Here is a 17,025-nt window from a genome sequence, read left to right on the forward strand (position 1 = left end):
GAACGACGGAGCATTCCATGAACACGACCACCATGAACTCCGCGCGCATGCCCGATGCCGCCACGGCTGCCCGCAACGCGCATGCCCTACCAACCACCACCAGCAACACCACCACCATCAGCCGCAAGGCCGTGGCTGCTGCCGTCGCGGGCAACGCCCTCGAGTTCTACGACTTCGTCATCTACGCCTACTTCGCGGTGTACATCGGCCGCACCTTCTTCCCGGTGAGCGGAGAGTTCGGCAGCCTGCTGGTGGCCGTGGCCACCTTCGGCGTCGGATTCTTCACGCGTCCACTCGGCGGCGTATTGATCGGCGCCTTTGCCGACCGGGTCGGGCGCAAGCCGGCCATGATCCTCACGGTGGCGCTGATCACTGTCGGCACTCTGGGCCTCGCAGCGACGCCGAGCTATGCAAGCATTGGCATCGCGGCGCCGATCATCGTCGTGTTCTGCCGCCTGCTCCAGGGCCTTGCGCTCGGCGGCGAAGTGGGCCCGGCGACCGCGCTGCTGCTGGAAGCGGCGCCACCCGGCCGGCGCGGCTTCTATTCGAGCTGGCAGATCGCGAGCCAGGGGTTGGCCGTTGCCGCAGGGGGCACCTTTGGTGTGGCGCTGTCAGTCATGCTCACGCAGGAGCAGCTTGCGGCCTGGGGCTGGCGTGTGCCTTTTCTGTTCAGCCTCGTGCTGATCCCGATCGCGCTCTACATTCGCCGCAGTCTTCCCGAGACCCACGAAGGCACCAGCGAACGCAGCGGCGCGCAGATCGTCGGCGCCGTGTTCAGAAACCATCGCCGCATCCTGGTGCTGGGCGTTCTGCTTACCGCAGCCACTGCCGTGGCATCGCAAGTCGGCAACTACATGGTGACCTACGCGGTCCAGGTGTTGAAGTTGCCGCCGGCGCTTGCACAAGGCAGCGTGCTGATGGGCGGCGTCATGACATTCGTCTTCGCCCTGGCAGGCGGTATCTTGTGCGACCGTTTCGGCCGCAAGATCACCAACCAGTTCCCGCGTATCGTGCTGATGCTGTCGATCGTTCCGCTTTTCATGTGGCTGTCGGGCGCACCCGGTGCAACGACCCTGCTGACGGTGTCCGCCATCCTGGCCGCCCTCACCGCGATGTTCGGCGCGGCAGGACTGGTGGCAGTGCCGGAGCTCCTGCCCATCGCCGTGCGAAGCACGGGCCTGTCACTGGTCTACGCGATCGGCACTTCGGTGTTCGGCGGCACCACCCAGTTCGTCGTGACGTGGCTCATCGCCGTGACGCACAACCCGATGGCGCCAGCCTGGTACGTGGTTGCAATGTGCGCCATCAGCGTAGCGGCGATGTGGATGCTGCCCGAGTCGCGCGATGTCGACGTGATGCAGTAGGTGCCATCGCCGAGAGCTACTGACGCGCCGCGGCCACAAGATCAACTCGCGATTCAGCCTCGAAAGCGTGCTGAGGACTGGTTGCAGCCAGTCAATTTTCGCTGCCGAACGGCAGAGGCCGCAGATACCTGACGTTCGCGCTTTCCTTCGCGACCGGCTGGACTACTTTGGAACTTGACCTTCGCCTGACGTTGCTGCCAACGACCAGGACCACGTCGCTTTTGCATGGCTGCTTCGCTATGTCGCGAAATGGTGTTCAGGGCCCGTTGCAGTCCTCCCCATCACGAAGTTGAGTGACTGCAATGAGTGGCGAAGCGGTCACGGCCCGCCGCCTTTACAGACCATCCAACGCCGTCGACCAAGGAGCCAACGACTGTCGAACAAGTCACTCGCCGATCGCCGTACTCCAGAATGCATTGGCAGCCTTCCCCAACAGCTCGCTGTCGCGATAGAGCCTGATTTCCAAGGGCACGCTCCAATCGCTGCTCGCCGCGGCGACAAGTCGTCCCTGCCCCAGGTCCTCCTCCACAAGGGTTTGCGGCAGCCAGGCAATGCCCCTGCCGTCCAGCGCCATGGTCCGCAGGACGGATGCCAGGTGCGCCGTGAAGGCCATCTGGACCGGCAATGCCTCCAACCTGCGGCCGAGCACGGTGCGCATGATGCGTCCCAGCCCGGATTCCTCGGTGTATTGCAGCACCGGCAACGGCGGCCCGCCGCGACGCGCGAGTGAATGGAGCGCCTTACCTTCACCGTCCGGCGCGCACACCGCGACGAGCAGGTCCTCGCCTATCCGTGCCGACTTGTACGGCTCCGCATCCAGCGCCCCTCGTGCCATCGGGTGCGTGTGGCTCAAGACGAACTGGACCTTGCTCTGCAGCATCATCGCCTCGCATCGCTGCAGCACGTCGGACATCAGTTGCACAGGGCCGAGCGTGGTGTTGGATTCGAGGCTTCGCAGCCAGCGCGGCAGGAAGGTAAAGGACAGCGCATGCGTGGACGCGATGCGCAGGGTGACCGAACTGGCTTCGGCAACCTTCTTCGCATCGCCCGGCACCCGCGCGACGCGCGCGATCAACTCCTGCGCCACGCCGGCAAACCACTTGCCGACTTCGGTCAGTTGGGCAGGCTGCGAGCTTCGATCGAACAGGTCGGCACCGATCCACTCCTCCAGCGCGCGAATGCGCCGGCTGAAGGCGGGCTGGGACGTGTGCCGATCGTCCGCCGCGCGAGAGAAATTCCCTGTGGCAGCCAGCGCGAGGAAGTCATCGAGCCAGATCAGATTCATGTGCGGTTCGTCCAGCGCATAGAAGTTGAGAAATTGAACATTGGCCGAAAAAGCCGGCGTGTCCGACCATTCAGTCTCCCATTCAAACCCACCTGGAGACAACCCATGAAGATCGTCGAAATCCGCGAGAAAACCCTCCCCATCAGCTCACCCATCCGCAATGCCTACATCGACTTCAGCAAGATGACGCTGAGCCTTGTCGCCGTGATCACCGACGTGATCCGCGACGGCAAGCCGGTGGTCGGCTATGGCTTCAATTCGAACGGCCGCTACGGCCAGGGCAAGCTGATGCGCGAACGCTTCATCCCGCGCATCATGGAAGCCGATCCGGCCTCGCTGGTCGACGACAGCGGCAGCAATCTCGACCCGCACAAGATCTGGAACACGATGTTCACGAACGAGAAGCCGGGCGGCCACGGCGAACGCTCGGTGGCCATCGGCACCATCGACATGGCGGTCTGGGACGCGGTGGCCAAGATCGAAGGCAAGCCGCTGTTCCAGTTGCTGGCCGACCGCTACGGCGACGGCAAGCCCAACCGCAAGATCTTCGTCTACGCGGCCGGCGGCTACTACTACCCAGGCCAGGATCACAAGAAGCTGCAGGACGAGATGCGCAGCTACATCGACCGCGGCTACACGGTCGTGAAGAAGAAGATCGGCGGTGCCTCGCTCGACGAAGACCTGCGCCGCATCGACTCGATCATGGAAGTGCTGCAGGACGGCCAGAAGCTGTGCGTCGATGCCAACGGCCGCTTCGACCTGGAGACCGCGATCGCCTATGCCAAGGCCCTGTCGCAATACGACCTGTTCTGGTACGAGGAGCCGGGGGACCCGCTGGATTTCGAACTGCAAGCCGCGCTGCGCAACTTCTACAAGAACCCGATGGCCACCGGCGAGGACCTGTTCTCGATGCAGGACGCGCGCAACCTGATCCGCTACGGCGGCATGCGCCCCGACCGCGACTGGCTGCAGTTCGACTGCGCCCTCAGCTACGGCCTGGTGGAATACCTGAAGACGCTCGACATGCTCAAGGAACACGGCTGGTCGGCCAGCCGTTGCATCCCGCACGGCGGCCACCAGATGTCGCTCAACATTGCGGCGGGCCTGGGCCTCGGTGGCAATGAGTCGTACCCCGACCTGTTCCAGCCCTTCGGCGGATTCCCGGACGGCGTGAAGGTCGAAAACAGCTACGTGACGCTGCCCGACCTCCCCGGCATCGGCTTCGAGGGCAAGGCCGATTTGTATCGCGAGATGCAGGCACTGTCAGCCTGACGCTGCCGAGACTCCAAGGAGACAAGAACCATGAACAAGTTCTGGCGCTGCGGCGCCGGCCTTGCCCTGCTCGCATCGGCCTCGCTGGCCTTTGCGGAGTTTCCGGACAAGCCGGTCACGCTGGTCGTACCCTTCGCGGCGGGCGGCCCGAGCGACAAGATTGCCCGCGACCTGGCCGAGGCGCTGCGCAAGCCGCTGGGCCAGACTGTCATCGTCGAAAACGCCGCCGGCGCGGGCGGCACGATCGGCTCGACCAAGGTGGCAAGGGCGGCACCGGATGGCTACACGCTGCTCCTGCACCACATCGGCATGGCGACGGCGCCGGCGCTGTACCGCAAGCTGAGCTACAAGGTGCCCGAGGACTTCGAGACGCTGGGGCTCATCAACGAGGCGCCTTCGGTCGTGATCGGCAAACCAATGCTGGCGGCGAACAACTTCGCCGAACTGCGGCAATGGATCGCGTCGAACGGCGGCAAGGTGAACCTTGCTCATGCGGGCCTCGGTTCCGCGTCGCATCTCTGCGGCCTCATGTTCCAGAGCGCACTGAAGACCAGCATGACCCCAGTGCCTTACAAGGGCACTGCGCCCGCGATGACCGACCTCATCGGTGGGCAGGTCGACCTGATGTGCGAGCAGGCAACCAATGCGGTGCCGCAGATCGAGGGGAAGAAGGTCAAGGTCTACGGGATCACCAGCCTGAAGCGCCTGCCTCTGCCGTCGTTGAAGGATGCACCGACCTTGTCGGAGGCCGGGCTGGCGGACTTCAACGTCCAGGTCTGGCACGGCCTGTACGCGCCGCGCGGCACGCCGCCCGCGGTGCTGGCCAAGCTCAATGCCGCGCTGCGCGTCGCATTGAAGGACCCCGACCTCATCAAGCGTGAAGAGGCCCTTGGACTTACCGTCGTCAGCGACGAGCGCCTCGAGCCAGCCGGCCACAGGAAGCACCTGGAAGCCGAAAAGGCGCGCTGGTCGAAGGTGATCAAGGACGCGGGCGAGTACGCGGACTGAAATCACTTAGCGGCGCACCGGGCCGATAGAGCCCGGGGCCTTCGATCGGGATGGTCGGAAGACAGGCCCGACCCGCCGGCGCAGCGCCGACAGCTCGTCGCCGCCGGATTCCACAAGGCGCAGCGCGCCTCAACCATTTCAGTTTCGACATTTCAGCCATCGGTGGCGCAGCCGTGGATGGCGCTCGCCATCAACAAGGAGACAACATGACACTCACTTCATCCACATCCCCGAAGGTGCCACTCCTGCGGCGCCTGTATATCCAGGTTCTCATCGGCATCCTTGTCGGCGTGGCGCTCGGGCACTTCCATCCGACCGTGGGCGCCGACATGAAGCCGCTCGGCGACGGCTTCATCAAGCTCATCAAGATGCTGCTGGCGCCGGTGATCTTCGGCACCATCGTGGTCGGCATCGCCCGCATGGGCGACCTGAAGGAAGTCGGCAAGGTGGGCGCCAAGGCGCTTCTGTACTTCGAGGTGCTGTCGACGATCGCCCTGGTGGTCGGATTGCTGGTCGTGAACATCCTCAAGCCCGGCGTCGGCATGAACGTGGACGCCGCGACGCTCGACGGCAAGGCGATCTCGGCTTACACCAGCGCCGCGGAAACGCAGCACGCAGGCGCCGTCGACTTCATCATGAACGTCATCCCGAGGACCATCGTCGGCTCCTTCGCGGATGGCAACGTGCTTCAGATCATCTTCTTCGCTGTCCTGCTCGGTGCCGCCTTGTCGAAGATGGGCGCGCGTGCGAAGCCCTTCATCGACATGATCGACCTGTTCCTGAACGGCTTGTTCGGCATCGTGAAGATGGTGATGGTGCTCGCTCCGATCGGTGCGTTCGGCGCCATCGCGTTCACCATCGGCAAGTACGGCGTGGGCTCCCTGGCCTCCTACGGCAAGCTGATCATCGCCGTGTATGGCACCTGCGTGCTGTTCATCGTCGTGGTGCTCGGAACCGTCGCGCGGATCTGCCGGATTTCGATCTTCTCGTACCTGCGCTACATCCGGGATGAACTCCTCATCACTTTCGGCACGGAACAGAGTCGGCCCGTCGGAACACCAAAGATGGGCATCGCACCTGATGGATGCGGTGATGGGCCGAGATTCGGTCAACGCGTCCCGGCTTTTGGGCGAACACTTCGAGGTCGCACCGTGGCAATGGGATAGGCAGCCCGATGACGAATGGTCGGCGTTGCTCCTGACCTGGTCCGCCCTGCGTTGCCGTCGTTCATCGCGTCGGGTCTGCTGAGATCATCGGCCCGATCCGGCCGTCGACGATGGGCTTCAATGGCTCCACGCCGGCGCTGAGCGATGTCAAAGGGCGGGCAAGCGCCGGTGATGTTCGACGGGATGCCGGCCTCGCTTTCGCTGGTCAAAGCCGATAGGATCAATGCCTGCGCTGTCAGCACGCCCAAGCGGTCGCCGTTGCTGCCGAGGTGCCCGACTCTCGCGAAGCTGGGGATCCGCAGTCGACGGTTGTCGCGGTCACGTGGTCGCGTGGATGGGCTTGTGGGTCAACGCGGAAGTGCCGGCAGCCGGGTGACAGCGCGCAACTGCAGGAGATCGGCTTCGACGCCGCCGGCTACGAGCGAATGGGGGTGGTGCTGCGCGAGATCGGATTCAAGCCCGAGTGAGCGGCGGCTATTGCATCAGCGAGGATACGCGCCATGTTGCATGACGTTCCGGTCGGCTCGATCGACGAACTCCCGCTAGGCGGGCGCAAGCTCGCCTTCGCGGGCGGCCGCAGCATCGTTCTCTTCAACATCGATGGCACGGTCCATGCCATCGAAAACTCATGCCCTCACAACGGCGCATCACTGGCAAGCGGCCGGCTCGATGGACGCATCATTCACTGCCCCGCACACGGGCTGCGTTTCGACGTGACCACGGGTTGCATGCCCGGCGCAGGGGGCTTGTGCCTCACGAAGTTGCCCGTGGATGTGCGGGACGGCCGCCTTGTAGTGACAGTCAACGACACGGCCGCCCCTGGCACGCCGCCAGCTTGATGCGCGCGGCGAAAGCGCGCTTTCGTGTGACCAGCTACGGAGCTGGACCATCGAGCATGACCGTCAACATGACCAATACCCTTGTCTCCTTCAGAAGTTGAAACTCTTGATTTGCGCAATCGCTGCGGCCCGTTTCGATTGGATAGGTCAGTTCACACAGGCGTGGGTTCACGGAACGTACGCCCTTTGCACCGACGCTCTGCCACTCTGAGAGACTTCGATTTCGTCAGGTCCGGTGGCAGCAGTCCCGAACCGTTGTGCGTACTCTTTAGGCGTCACCCCGAGGCGCCGGACAAACGCCCTCCTCAAGACGTCCACGCTCTGGTAGCCGTATCGGCGCGCAATCGATTCCAGTGACCGTCCGCCAAGCTCGAGAGCCTGGCAAACTGCTTCGAGCCGTACCTCCTCAACGTACTTCGCGGGCGTGGTCTTCATCTCTCGTTGAAACATCCGCACCAACGTTCTGACACTGGTGTTTGCGACGTCAGCAAGCATCTCGACCGTTATCTCCGCGCCCAGGTGTTCGTTTACCCAGAGACGCAGGGCATCGAGGGCAGGGCTCATCCGCTTCTGGGCCTGGAGTGATACGCTGAACTGAGCTTGTCCTCCTGGTCGTCGAAGAAACAAGACCAAGCCCTTGGCGAGCTCCAACGCAACGGAGTTGCCCAAGTCTTCTCCAACCAATGCGAGGGCGAGGTCGATTCCAGCCGTGATTCCCGCGGACGTATAGAGGTTTCCGTGCTTCACCCAAATCGGATTCGGGTCAACCTGGACTGCAGGGTAGCGCTCGGCAAGCCGATTCGCCATGGCCCAATGCGTTGTCGCTCGGCGGCCGTCCAGCAGCCCGGCCTCTGCCAGCGCAAACGCGCCAACACATATCGAACAAACCCGTCTTGCGGTCTTGGCTCGGACTCGCAGCCAATCGATAGCAGTGCCGTCCAAGTGCTCGAGTGAGCCCGTGCCAGTGGCAACGATGAGCGTGTCGATCGGTCTGCTCGCACGGCGCTCATCGGCCAACGTCCGGTGCCCTCTGAGACCGATACCCGTCTCGCTCTCCACGTACACGTCTGTCCCTGCACTCACCAATTCGAGCACGTAGGGCGCGGTTTCACCTGCGTGCATTCTGTTGGCCAAGGCAAAAACCTCTGCCGGCCCTATGACATCCAGGGCGTCTACCGGTGCCAGCCCCAAGATGACCACCCGCTTTTGAGCGGGCCCGGTCGGGGTGCTTCCAAGCTTCGTACGCTTTTTCATCGGGCCTCCAGTCTCGAAGAGACCAAAACCCATTTTGGCACAAATCGTCTGAATATTGTCTTTTGTGCCAACCTTCTGATTTCTAGACTTGAGCCCAAGTCAACCAAATCCGAGGCATTCCAAAATGAGCTCACTTGTCGCAGTCAGAGGAATCACAGCGCCGGACACGCAGCTTGCTCGCAAGGCCGTCTCGCTGGTGCATCGAGTGCACTCGGAGACGATGAAGAACCACTTGCACCGGACCTGGTGGTTCTCTGAGTTCCTTGGCAGGAAGCGCGGCCTGAAGTACGACCGAGACACGCGAGCGCATTCTTCGCGCAGGCCGCAAAGGAGGCAGGTGTCACCGCCATCGTCAACATGTCGCAGATTTCGGCGCGGCGGGACTCGAAGAGCCATGCCGCGCAAGACCACTGGGTTGCAGAACGCGTTTTCGATTGGTCAGGCGTGGCGACGACCCACCTGCGTCCCACCTTCTTTGCCGACTGGCTCGTCTATCCCCAGTTCGCGCATGAGATTTGGGCGAAGAAGCGCATTCAGTTCCCGTTCGGAGACGGCCGTCACGCGCCCATCGGGACCGACGACCAGGGTCGTGTCATTGCGCACATCCTGGACAAACCTTCTGCACACGGGGGCAAGACCTACACCCTTCATGGCCCGGTCGAGATGAATCACGATCAGATTGCCGCTGCCATGAGTGACGTACTTGGCGCGCAGATCGAATATGCCCCGCTCTCCATCGAAGAATTCCGGCATGAGATGCAGCACACATACAAGTTCAACCCATTTCTCGTTCAACACCCGGTCGAGGTGGCCCAGGACTATCAGAACGGAGTGTTCGCGGGCACAAACGATGCAGTGGAGCAGGCGACGGGTGAGCCGGCGCTATCCGTTGCGGACTTCATCGCGAAGAACCGCGATGCGTTTGTCTGAAGGGCTGAGTCCATCTCGGAATCCAGGAGCCTGGTATGCCCATGGTCGACGCGCCCCCACGGGTCGAGGATTGCAGCTGCTTTGCCATCAAGAAGGCGGCCCGGCAGGCGGCAAGGTTTCACGACGCGCATCTTCAGCCTACCGGGCTTCGGATATCGCAATTCTGATTCTGGCGTTGCTCGAAGAGGTCAGGAGTGCGCCCATGAACACCCTTGCTGGGCGCCTCGTCACCGAGCGGACGGCATGGGAAAGATGGCCTCCGTTCTGGAGCGGGATGGCCTGGTTCAGATTGGCCCTGCGCCCACTGATGGCCGCATGCGCCTGGTGGAGCTCACGCAGGCGGGGCAACGACGCCTTCGCCAAGCCGTCCCGCTTTGGCTGCAAGCGCAACGCCGGATGGAAGCATTGAATGGAACGCCGAGAGTGGCCGCGCTCAGGATGGCGTTGGCTGGACTGGATATGCGCAGCACATCCGCCGCGTGAGCCGACCTGTCGAATTGGCTTGAAATCAAGCCGCGGTCGCAGGCTCACTGAACGGAAACCGTCGTGTCTAGGACATGGCTTGTCACTGGCACCCGCAGCGGCTTCGGCCGCAAATCACCGGGATTCTTCTGCAGCGAGGTGACCGAGTCGCCGCCACTGTTCGCAATCAAGACGCGCTGGACGACCTGATCAGACCGTTCCTCAAGCGAAGTATCCTATGGCAACACCCGGTGGCAGCCGCAGGCCAGCTCGACGTGCCGTCGGTGGGGAGGCGCGACGCTTGACGCCAATCGAGGGTGGGTAGACCCGAAGACAACTTTGACTTGCTTGATCGGATGCAACTCGACATCTTTGAAAACAGCCGCGACGTGATGCTCAGGAATGACGTCGCACACGCGCTCGAGCAGCGCGACGCGCTCGGCGCTCGATCGGCTTGCGACCGCTTGGCGCAGGAGTATCCCGCCGACGACAGCCTGCCCGCGCTACAGACTCTCACAAGGTCGATCGAAGCAGACGACCTCGGCCGGCCACAGCCCTTTGGCGACCACCAAGCCTTGCGCGCGGCGCGGCAGATGCTGGAGCTGACCATCTGCCCTGCTGCTCAGCGCATCTTCGACCCGTGCGGTGCAATCCGTTGGCTTCAGGCGAGTTGGCAGGACCTGGCGCGGCGCGCCGGCGCGCTGCCCTTCCATGCAAAGTGTCCACAAGACCATGCCGCCGCGCTTTGGCTACGTGCGGGCGACTGGGGGAACGTCGCTGAGGCCGTTGCTTCCATCGAATCGTGGCGCCGCATACCAACGCCGCTTTGCTGGATGGCCGAGGCTCGCTTGCACCTGCTCGGCCTGCGCGCGACCTGGCCGCTGCTCGCGGAACTGGGATGGCTGTCGCCAACGCTGCTGGAAGATCTCGCGCACCGCTCGCCCGACCCACTCCTGCCCCAGTTGATCCGCAGCTTCGAGGCAAACTTCAGTGCCAGTTCCGACGCGACCGCTGATGGTGGTGACCTGAGCTGGTTTGCGACTTGGGTGCTCATCGAACGCCCCGCGCTTCGTGAACAAATGGCGCTCGCACAGGCTTCGCAGCATGGCGCACCAGAGCAGGCAATGCGTCTCATGGTCGAGCTGCTTGGCCTGGAGCGACAGGGCCGTCACGCTGACATCATTGCGCGACGCAAGGTGCTGCGGGATCTTCAGCCCTCGCTCTACGCTGCGTATATGAAGACGCGTTGACAGTTGTTCAGGAAGATGGGCGGCAGGCATTTCACCTATTGCATGGCTTCGGCGAATGCCTTGCACGCCCAAGTGGGTTCCAGAGTGCGACGCTTCCCGGCAGGCGCGGCGCAAGCTCGGCGCCGATCTTGCCCACGCGAATCGACGCCACCACGCGCAGCAACTCGTCCCATCCCGCATGAATCGCCTTGTGCGACACCCGCTTGATCGTCGCGCGCTCGATGCCCTGCGGGAAGGCCATGCCCGGCGGCAGATACTACTTGCGCTCGGCAAGGTCTCGGAGACTTGGGCACAGTCGAAGCCCACAACTTTGCCACCGCATTGCCGGATTCGTTTGCTCGGCTTAAACGTTCTACGCGGCGACCCGGGAGCGCCTCGCTGTAGATGAGGTCGCGCAAGCGGCGTGGCTCGCTCTTGTCGGGCAGCGCCGTCAACTGCCGGAAGGTGAAGCATCCCTTCGGCGTCAACTCCAAGAGCAACCTGCTCGCAGTCCTCGGCTACCGTGGCGACGCCCGCCCGCACGCAGCTTTTCTACCAGAGGCCCGAGCAAGTCATTAACCCGTACCGGCGAGCCCGGAACGGCGGATACTTTTCGCGACTCGGCAATTCCACAGCGCCAAAAAATACACGAGACCCACCCTGCCGCCAATCAGAGCGTCTGACAACTCATTGATTTGGTTGAGGTTAATCGGTTCAAGCGCCTCAAAATTCACGAAAACCGAGATCACCCCGCCTCCGGCGCTCGGAATTTACGTAACAAATAGTCACATTTTCAGACAAAATCGGCACTGCCAGTTGCGCGATTGAGCCGTCGGTCGTCCGCCCGCGGGGTCGCCGCACTGTCGAAAAAAGTGACTCAATGAACCTCGTAATTCGACTAATCGGCGCGTTCATGGCGGTCTCGGTGGCGGTGCTCGCGTATGCGTGGCTCGCGGGATGGTTCACGGATGATGGGCCATCAGGCCCCGACGATTTTCCAGTCTCTTTGCATTACGAGAAGGCAAGGGCACGCCATTCGTTGTGTTTGGACCGCCCGCCTGGCGTCGGCGCGTCTTCCCGTGCATGCGCGGAACAGCCGCCTCTCCCATGAACAGACAGGGCGCATAACCACTGACTACGCGCACATTCAACCCCGCGTCCAGACGTGCGTGATGCTGCGGCGCCATCGCCAGTGTTCGTGTCATCTCAATGGCGCCTTCTCCCCTGCCCTCCACCAGCGCATTGCGGATCTTCTTTCATAGCCGCTCGCATCGGGTCATCAACGGTGGATGGGCGTTCGGTAGGAAGTACCACCGCGCGAAGATGGTCCCTTCACCGCATGCAGCTTCATACCGAGATGAAACCAGTCGAGGATCTTCGGCGCAACTGCTCGGAGTGCCCGCGGTCAGCAAAGCGTTGAAGCTCGACCTCGAGACTGACAATAGCGCCGCGGTCGCGGCATCGAGTTGACGCGCGGTAATAGTGCCCGCGAGATCCGGTAGTCTCGAGAGCCCGAGGTCTTGCAGGCCAAATCGTGCGAGTGGCGATTCCATGTGCTTCCTCTTTGACTTCGGTCGACGGGTCGATCTCTTCCGGACTCCTTCACCGCTGCGGCCGAGGGACTTGTTCCAGCCCCACGCCTATTGCTTGCCGGGCTCTACTCGGCGCAGTTGATCGCCATCTACCTTCTCACCGAGACGTCGCATCACCCACCGGGTTCTATCGGCAGCCGGTGACATCGCTCCGAGATCGACAGCGGCTTGCCGCTCGTCTACATACCTGATGGCTGCTGAATTGAGCAGGGTGGGCACAAGGTCGGCATGCATCACCTTCGCTTCATGGTTGGCGCGAAGCCGTTCCCATCGCGCGGAGTTGTTGGCGCGCCATTCATCACTCGCCCACATGACGGCCGGGACTCTCGTGTCCCATTGCGTCGGGTCTTTCAGCGCGTGCTGAAAGAGCTTTCGCCCGTCGTCAAGCAGGTTCTCGCCATGGTCAGCCGTGTACATCACGAAGGACGAGCCGCCCGCCTGCGCTGCCTCCGAGATCACGGCATCGACGAATCGGAGGGATTCGGCTACGGCGTTGTCGAAGGCGCGGAGGAAATCCGGCAGCGTGGAATCATCCGGGAGTTCAGAAAGCTTCGAGCAGTCGGCCTGGAAGGCAGCTGTTGCGGGGTCATAGCGATCGCAGTAGGAAAAGTGTGCGCCGTAGACATGCACCACGATCAATTTCTTGGGCGCGTTCTGCGCGAGCATCAATCTGAGCGATGGCAGAAGGCTTTCTCGATCGGTCCTCTTTATTGATACGAACATGTCGGTGTTGGCGTCAGGCCACGCTATGCCTCTTTCCTGGACGGCAAGCCAGTAGGTGTGAAATCCAGCCTCCTCGAAAGCCTTCATGAACGTTGCGTCCTTGCTGACCCGAAATGCACCGCCAGGCATTTCGCGCGAGACGAGCAGAGGGACCGACGTATGCGTGCTGCTGGAGCCGGACGTGACGTCGCAATAGATGATCGCGTCGAGTTGGCTGATGCCGACCTGCTTTTGGCCGCCGCATGCGCCGAGCCGGTCGGCACGCACTGTTTCCCCGATGATGAGGATGTATGTCTCGTTCTGCGGGTGAAGGCCCGGCAACCGCGAGGCGCCCCAACTCGCGGACGCCGACCGGGGGTTGATGGCCGCATAGGGCGACACCGTCGAGATGAAGTCGTCACGGCCGATCGCAGAAGCCGCGGCCACGGAAATCACATTCAGCGGCCACGCCCTCAGCACGGTGTCACGAAAGATCGCGCCGAATATGACCGAGGCGACGGTGACTGTCGCGAGGGCAGCCAAAGGCCACTTCCGGCGCGCCGTCCGGGTCGATGGCATGCGGAACAACACCCAGATCGGCGCGGCGAACAGGACCGCGGCCAGGGCTATCCACTGGGCATAAGGCTGAATGACTGGCCACGCTTCGTGGGGGTCCGGCCGAATCAAGGCCGCCTCGAGAAGGTTGACATCGCGTAGACGATCGGCTCCCACGGCTAGAACGCCGAATAGCGCCGGGACATACGTCAGCACCAGGAATACTCGAAGCCCCAGGATCGCCCGAAGCAAGCCAAAGAACGCTGCGGTTGCAGCAACGAGATAGGTGGCCCCGAGATCCCACACGTGCGTGGACCAGAAGGTCGACAGGGCTGGCACCAGCAGGATGGCACCCCAAACATAGTCAATCAGACTCACGACGCGATGCCGTCTGATTTCCATTGGCGCGGATGCCACATGCGCCTCCTGTGGATCGCTATGCTGCTCCATGACCTTCTACACAGAGAACGGCATTCTGGCAAGATCCCTGGCGACCTGGTCGCTCGCGGCTCGAAGACATTGCGGCCGGCAGGGGCTGCCAGACCGAGAAGATTTCCATCGCACTCGATGTCGTGGGCAGGCGCGCAACGCGCCAACGCGTAGTTGAGGCAACGGTTCAGTTTGCCAAGGCGCCGATGGTCGACGGGTACGCGCGGATTACCGTGCCCAAGCGTGCGGAAGGTGCGGCGAAGATCTCGAAATCGACGACCGGTTCTGCGTCGTGGAGACATGACGCGCTCAACCAGTTGGCGCCGTCCAAGTTTGAAGTCATGGGTGGGCGAAGGCGGTGAGCAAGGCCGCTTGATCGTGCCAGCGATCCCAGCCCGTCGTGCTCGATTCGTATTGCAGCGCCCTTGCCGGTCTGATCATTTGCATCCTGACCCAACGAGTATCGGCAGGTTGCTGCATCACGGCTGGCCCGGTGCCAGAGCGTTCTCGAGTTCGCGCTCGGCACGCAGGCTGGCCAGGTCACGGCCGATCGTCGCGACGGCGAGCACGTGGTCGCCCTGGCTGTAGCGCACACTGCAGTCGCGCGCCGACAGCGATCCATCCATCTCGATCGCATTCCAGCGTTCGGCATGGCCCACGTACTGGATGGTCACGTCGTAGTGCTGACTCCAGAAGAACGGGCTGATGTCGAAGGGCTGGCGCCGACCGAGCATGTTCAGCGCGGCGACCTGGCCCTGGCGCTGCGCAAGCGCCCAATGTTCGACGCGAATGCGTTCACCGGAATGCGGATCGGGCCAGCGCGCGATGTCGCCGGCCGCGAAGATGCCCGGCGCGCTGGTCTGCAGGTAGGCATCGACGCTGACGCCGCGGTCGACCGCGAGCCCGGCTTGCTCGGCCAGCACGACCGACGGCTGCACGCCGACGCCCGCGACAATCAGGTCGGCCTCGATCACGGTGCCGTCGGCCAGGCTGGCGCGCTCGCGATCCACGCGCGTCACTGTCGTGCCCAGATGAAAGATCACACCGTGCGACGTATGCAGGTCGCGCACGAATGTGCCGAGTTCCGGGCCGAGCACGCGCTGCATCGGCACCGCGTCGGGGGCCACGACGTGAACCTCGAGACCGCGACCGCGCAGGGATGCCGCGACCTCGAGGCCGATGAAGCTCGCACCGATCACGAGCGCCGAGCGGGCCGATGCCGCCCGAGCAACGATTGCACGGCTGTCGGCGAAGTTGCGCAGGCTCAGCACCTGGCCCATCGCTGCGCCGGGCACCACGAACTGCACCGGGTCGGCGCCCGTGGCGAGCAGCAGCGCCCCGAACACGCATGCCGGGCCGTCGGCCACGCGCAACTGGCGTGCGGCTACGTCGATCGCCTCGACACGCGTGTTCAGCCGCAGGTCGATGCGCTGCTCGCTGTACCAGTCGCCCGGCTTCAGCGGCATCCAGTCGGCTTGCGCCGTGCCGGCGAGGAAGTCTTTCGACAGGTTCGGCCGGTCATACGGCGGATCGACGTCGGCGCTGAGCATCGTGAGGCGGCCTTCGTACCCTTCGCGCCGCAACCTGTCGGCGGCGGCCAAGCCGGCCCCACCGCCACCGATGATGACCACGTCGTCCAACGGCGCGTTCTTGCGCGAACGCGGTGCAGCAACGATGCGTTCGCGGGCGAACACCCGTCCGTCGACCTGCTCGACGCGCCAGGTGGGCAGGTCGTCGAGTGCCGGCGCGCAAAGCGCCGAGCCGCTGCGGATGTCGAACTGCGAGTGATGCATCGGGCAGTGCAGCGAATGGCCGCAGATCAGGCCGTCGGCCAGCGCCGCGTGGTAGTGCGTGCACTGCGCGCCGATCGCGTAGAACGCATTGCCTTGGCGCAGCAGGAGCGCGTCCTCGCCGTCGATCTGCCCGGACAGCATCGCGCCGTCGGCAACGTGTTCGAGCGGAACGCCAGCTTTCAGGTCGGGTTGGATGGAGTCGGTCATGGTCGTGGGGTAGTTGGGGGCGATCCAGACGTCGAAGGCACGAAGGAAGCCCGCACAGTACTCGCGCTGCGCGGGGTCTGCAAACCCCCACAGTCGGCGTGAACACCCTCGTGACCTTCTTTGGACGATTTTCCAACGAAGTCCGTTTCAGCCGAGGCTTCTGTTTGGCCAGCCTGGGTCCGACGCCGGCATTTCTTGACGGCCATCGAAGTAGCGGACGCCAATCGCGGCCGCTGAAGCTGAGCGATCCACTGTCCGATGAGACAACGATCCTGAGCTTCCGGCACTCCTCGAAAAAGCGCGATGCTGCCGATTCACATCCTCGAGCATGGTCAATGCGCTTCTGGCGCGCAAAGGCTTGCTGCCCAGGCAGCGATTGACCGAGTGTCCCGGGAGACTTACCGTCTGCAGATTCACCTACGAGGTGCATGCAGATGGGCCAACCGGTAGCCCGATTTCGCATGAATGAAATCGGGCTGCATGCGCTGGGCGGCCTCGGCCTCTCGGCAAGGCCGTCGTGTTCGAGGAGGCAGGCTACTCCTCCCTTGGCCCGGTCTGTCTCGCTCAATAGCCGGCGTCGTTCACCAGGACGCCAATGGGACGAAAGTCATGTTGGGATTCGAGGACGGCGCGCCCCGGGGCGCTCAGCCAGGGGTGGCGCGGCATGTGCAGGCTGAGCGCAATGCCGCTCGCGCCGCGCGCGGCTGCGTTCAGGATGGATCCTTGCCGCGCGTACGCCCCACCGCGCTGAAAATCCCGATACCCAGCACGACCAGCGTCCCGATGCCGATGTAGAGCGTCGGTACGCCCGCGACTGAAGCGCCCCAGATGAGGCCAGCCAGGAAGATCAGGAACCCGATCATGTAGAGGGCAAAAGACATGTTCTCTCTCCGTTGCTGCGAATGGAGGCCAGTCTGCACGGCCCAGGTCACGGCCGC

Annotated in this window: 14 protein-coding genes and 1 pseudogene; 8 read left to right on the forward strand and 7 right to left on the reverse strand. The window is 63.3% G+C overall.

Annotation, left to right across the window (positions count from 1 at the left end; genetic code table 11):
* The first annotated feature begins 17 nt into the window (after positions 1-17).
* Positions 18-1,364, forward strand: coding sequence for an MFS transporter (locus tag WKW80_RS25360; RefSeq protein WP_340366346.1), 1,347 nt, complete (start codon positions 18-20; stop codon positions 1,362-1,364).
* Positions 1,365-1,749: 385 nt separating this feature from the next.
* Here the strand turns inward: WKW80_RS25360 and WKW80_RS25365 are convergent, their stop codons facing one another.
* A complete protein-coding gene (locus WKW80_RS25365; RefSeq protein WP_340366347.1) occupies positions 1,750-2,649 on the reverse strand; it encodes a LysR substrate-binding domain-containing protein in 900 nt (299 codons plus the stop codon).
* Positions 2,650-2,754: 105 nt separating this feature from the next.
* On the opposite strand from WKW80_RS25365, the gene WKW80_RS25370 reads away from it, so the two are divergent.
* From WKW80_RS25370 to WKW80_RS25385, 4 genes are all read left to right on the forward strand, one after another.
* Positions 2,755-3,921, forward strand: a complete 1,167-nt coding sequence (locus WKW80_RS25370; RefSeq protein WP_340366348.1) for a mandelate racemase/muconate lactonizing enzyme family protein — start codon at positions 2,755-2,757, stop codon at positions 3,919-3,921.
* A gap of 30 nt (positions 3,922-3,951) precedes the next feature.
* On the forward strand, positions 3,952-4,929 hold the full coding sequence (locus tag WKW80_RS25375) for a tripartite tricarboxylate transporter substrate binding protein BugD (RefSeq protein WP_340366349.1): 978 nt from the start codon (positions 3,952-3,954) through the stop codon (positions 4,927-4,929).
* A gap of 206 nt (positions 4,930-5,135) precedes the next feature.
* Entirely contained in the window at positions 5,136-6,095 is a 960-nt protein-coding gene (locus WKW80_RS25380; RefSeq protein WP_340366350.1) for a cation:dicarboxylate symporter family transporter, read from the forward strand.
* 500 nt (positions 6,096-6,595) lie between these two features.
* Entirely contained in the window at positions 6,596-6,934 is a 339-nt protein-coding gene (locus tag WKW80_RS25385) for a Rieske (2Fe-2S) protein (protein ID WP_340366351.1), read from the forward strand.
* A gap of 168 nt (positions 6,935-7,102) precedes the next feature.
* Here WKW80_RS25385 and WKW80_RS25390 read toward each other — a convergent pair whose 3' ends face one another.
* Positions 7,103-8,188 carry a GlxA family transcriptional regulator gene (locus WKW80_RS25390; protein ID WP_340366352.1) on the reverse strand — a complete coding sequence of 362 codons (1,086 nt, stop codon included), beginning with the start codon at positions 8,186-8,188 and terminating at the stop codon, positions 7,103-7,105.
* 300 nt (positions 8,189-8,488) lie between these two features.
* On the opposite strand from WKW80_RS25390, the pseudogene WKW80_RS25395 reads away from it, so the two are divergent.
* The 3 genes and pseudogenes from WKW80_RS25395 to WKW80_RS25405 form a co-directional block, all read left to right on the forward strand.
* Positions 8,489-9,118 (forward strand): annotated as a pseudogene (locus tag WKW80_RS25395) (NmrA family NAD(P)-binding protein); the annotation flags it as partial.
* 546 nt (positions 9,119-9,664) lie between these two features.
* Positions 9,665-9,790, forward strand: a complete 126-nt coding sequence (locus WKW80_RS25400; RefSeq protein ID WP_340366353.1) for a hypothetical protein — start codon at positions 9,665-9,667, stop codon at positions 9,788-9,790.
* A gap of 146 nt (positions 9,791-9,936) precedes the next feature.
* A complete protein-coding gene (locus WKW80_RS25405) occupies positions 9,937-10,830 on the forward strand; it encodes a hypothetical protein (RefSeq protein ID WP_340366354.1) in 894 nt (297 codons plus the stop codon).
* A 31-nt stretch (positions 10,831-10,861) separates the two neighbouring features.
* On the opposite strand, the gene WKW80_RS25410 is transcribed toward WKW80_RS25405, so the two are convergent.
* The 5 genes from WKW80_RS25410 to WKW80_RS25430 form a co-directional block, all read right to left on the reverse strand.
* Complete coding sequence (locus WKW80_RS25410; RefSeq protein ID WP_422822961.1) at positions 10,862-11,071, reverse strand: Tn3 family transposase; 210 nt, start codon at positions 11,069-11,071, stop codon at positions 10,862-10,864.
* A gap of 1,378 nt (positions 11,072-12,449) precedes the next feature.
* The gene (locus WKW80_RS25415; RefSeq protein ID WP_340366355.1) at positions 12,450-14,036 is read right to left on the reverse strand and encodes a sulfatase-like hydrolase/transferase; all 1,587 of its coding nucleotides are present in this window, start codon (positions 14,034-14,036) and stop codon (positions 12,450-12,452) included.
* A 238-nt stretch (positions 14,037-14,274) separates the two neighbouring features.
* The gene (locus WKW80_RS25420) at positions 14,275-14,430 is read right to left on the reverse strand and encodes a hypothetical protein (RefSeq protein ID WP_340366356.1); all 156 of its coding nucleotides are present in this window, start codon (positions 14,428-14,430) and stop codon (positions 14,275-14,277) included.
* Between the two features lie 136 nt (positions 14,431-14,566).
* On the reverse strand, positions 14,567-16,087 hold the full coding sequence (locus tag WKW80_RS25425; RefSeq protein ID WP_340366357.1) for an FAD-dependent oxidoreductase: 1,521 nt from the start codon (positions 16,085-16,087) through the stop codon (positions 14,567-14,569).
* A 710-nt stretch (positions 16,088-16,797) separates the two neighbouring features.
* On the reverse strand, positions 16,798-16,968 hold the full coding sequence (locus WKW80_RS25430) for a hypothetical protein (RefSeq protein WP_340366358.1): 171 nt from the start codon (positions 16,966-16,968) through the stop codon (positions 16,798-16,800).
* Positions 16,969-17,025 lie beyond the last annotated feature (57 nt).

The organism is Variovorax humicola (assembly GCF_037889915.1).
GTDB classification, from domain to species: domain Bacteria; phylum Pseudomonadota; class Gammaproteobacteria; order Burkholderiales; family Burkholderiaceae_C; genus Variovorax; species Variovorax humicola.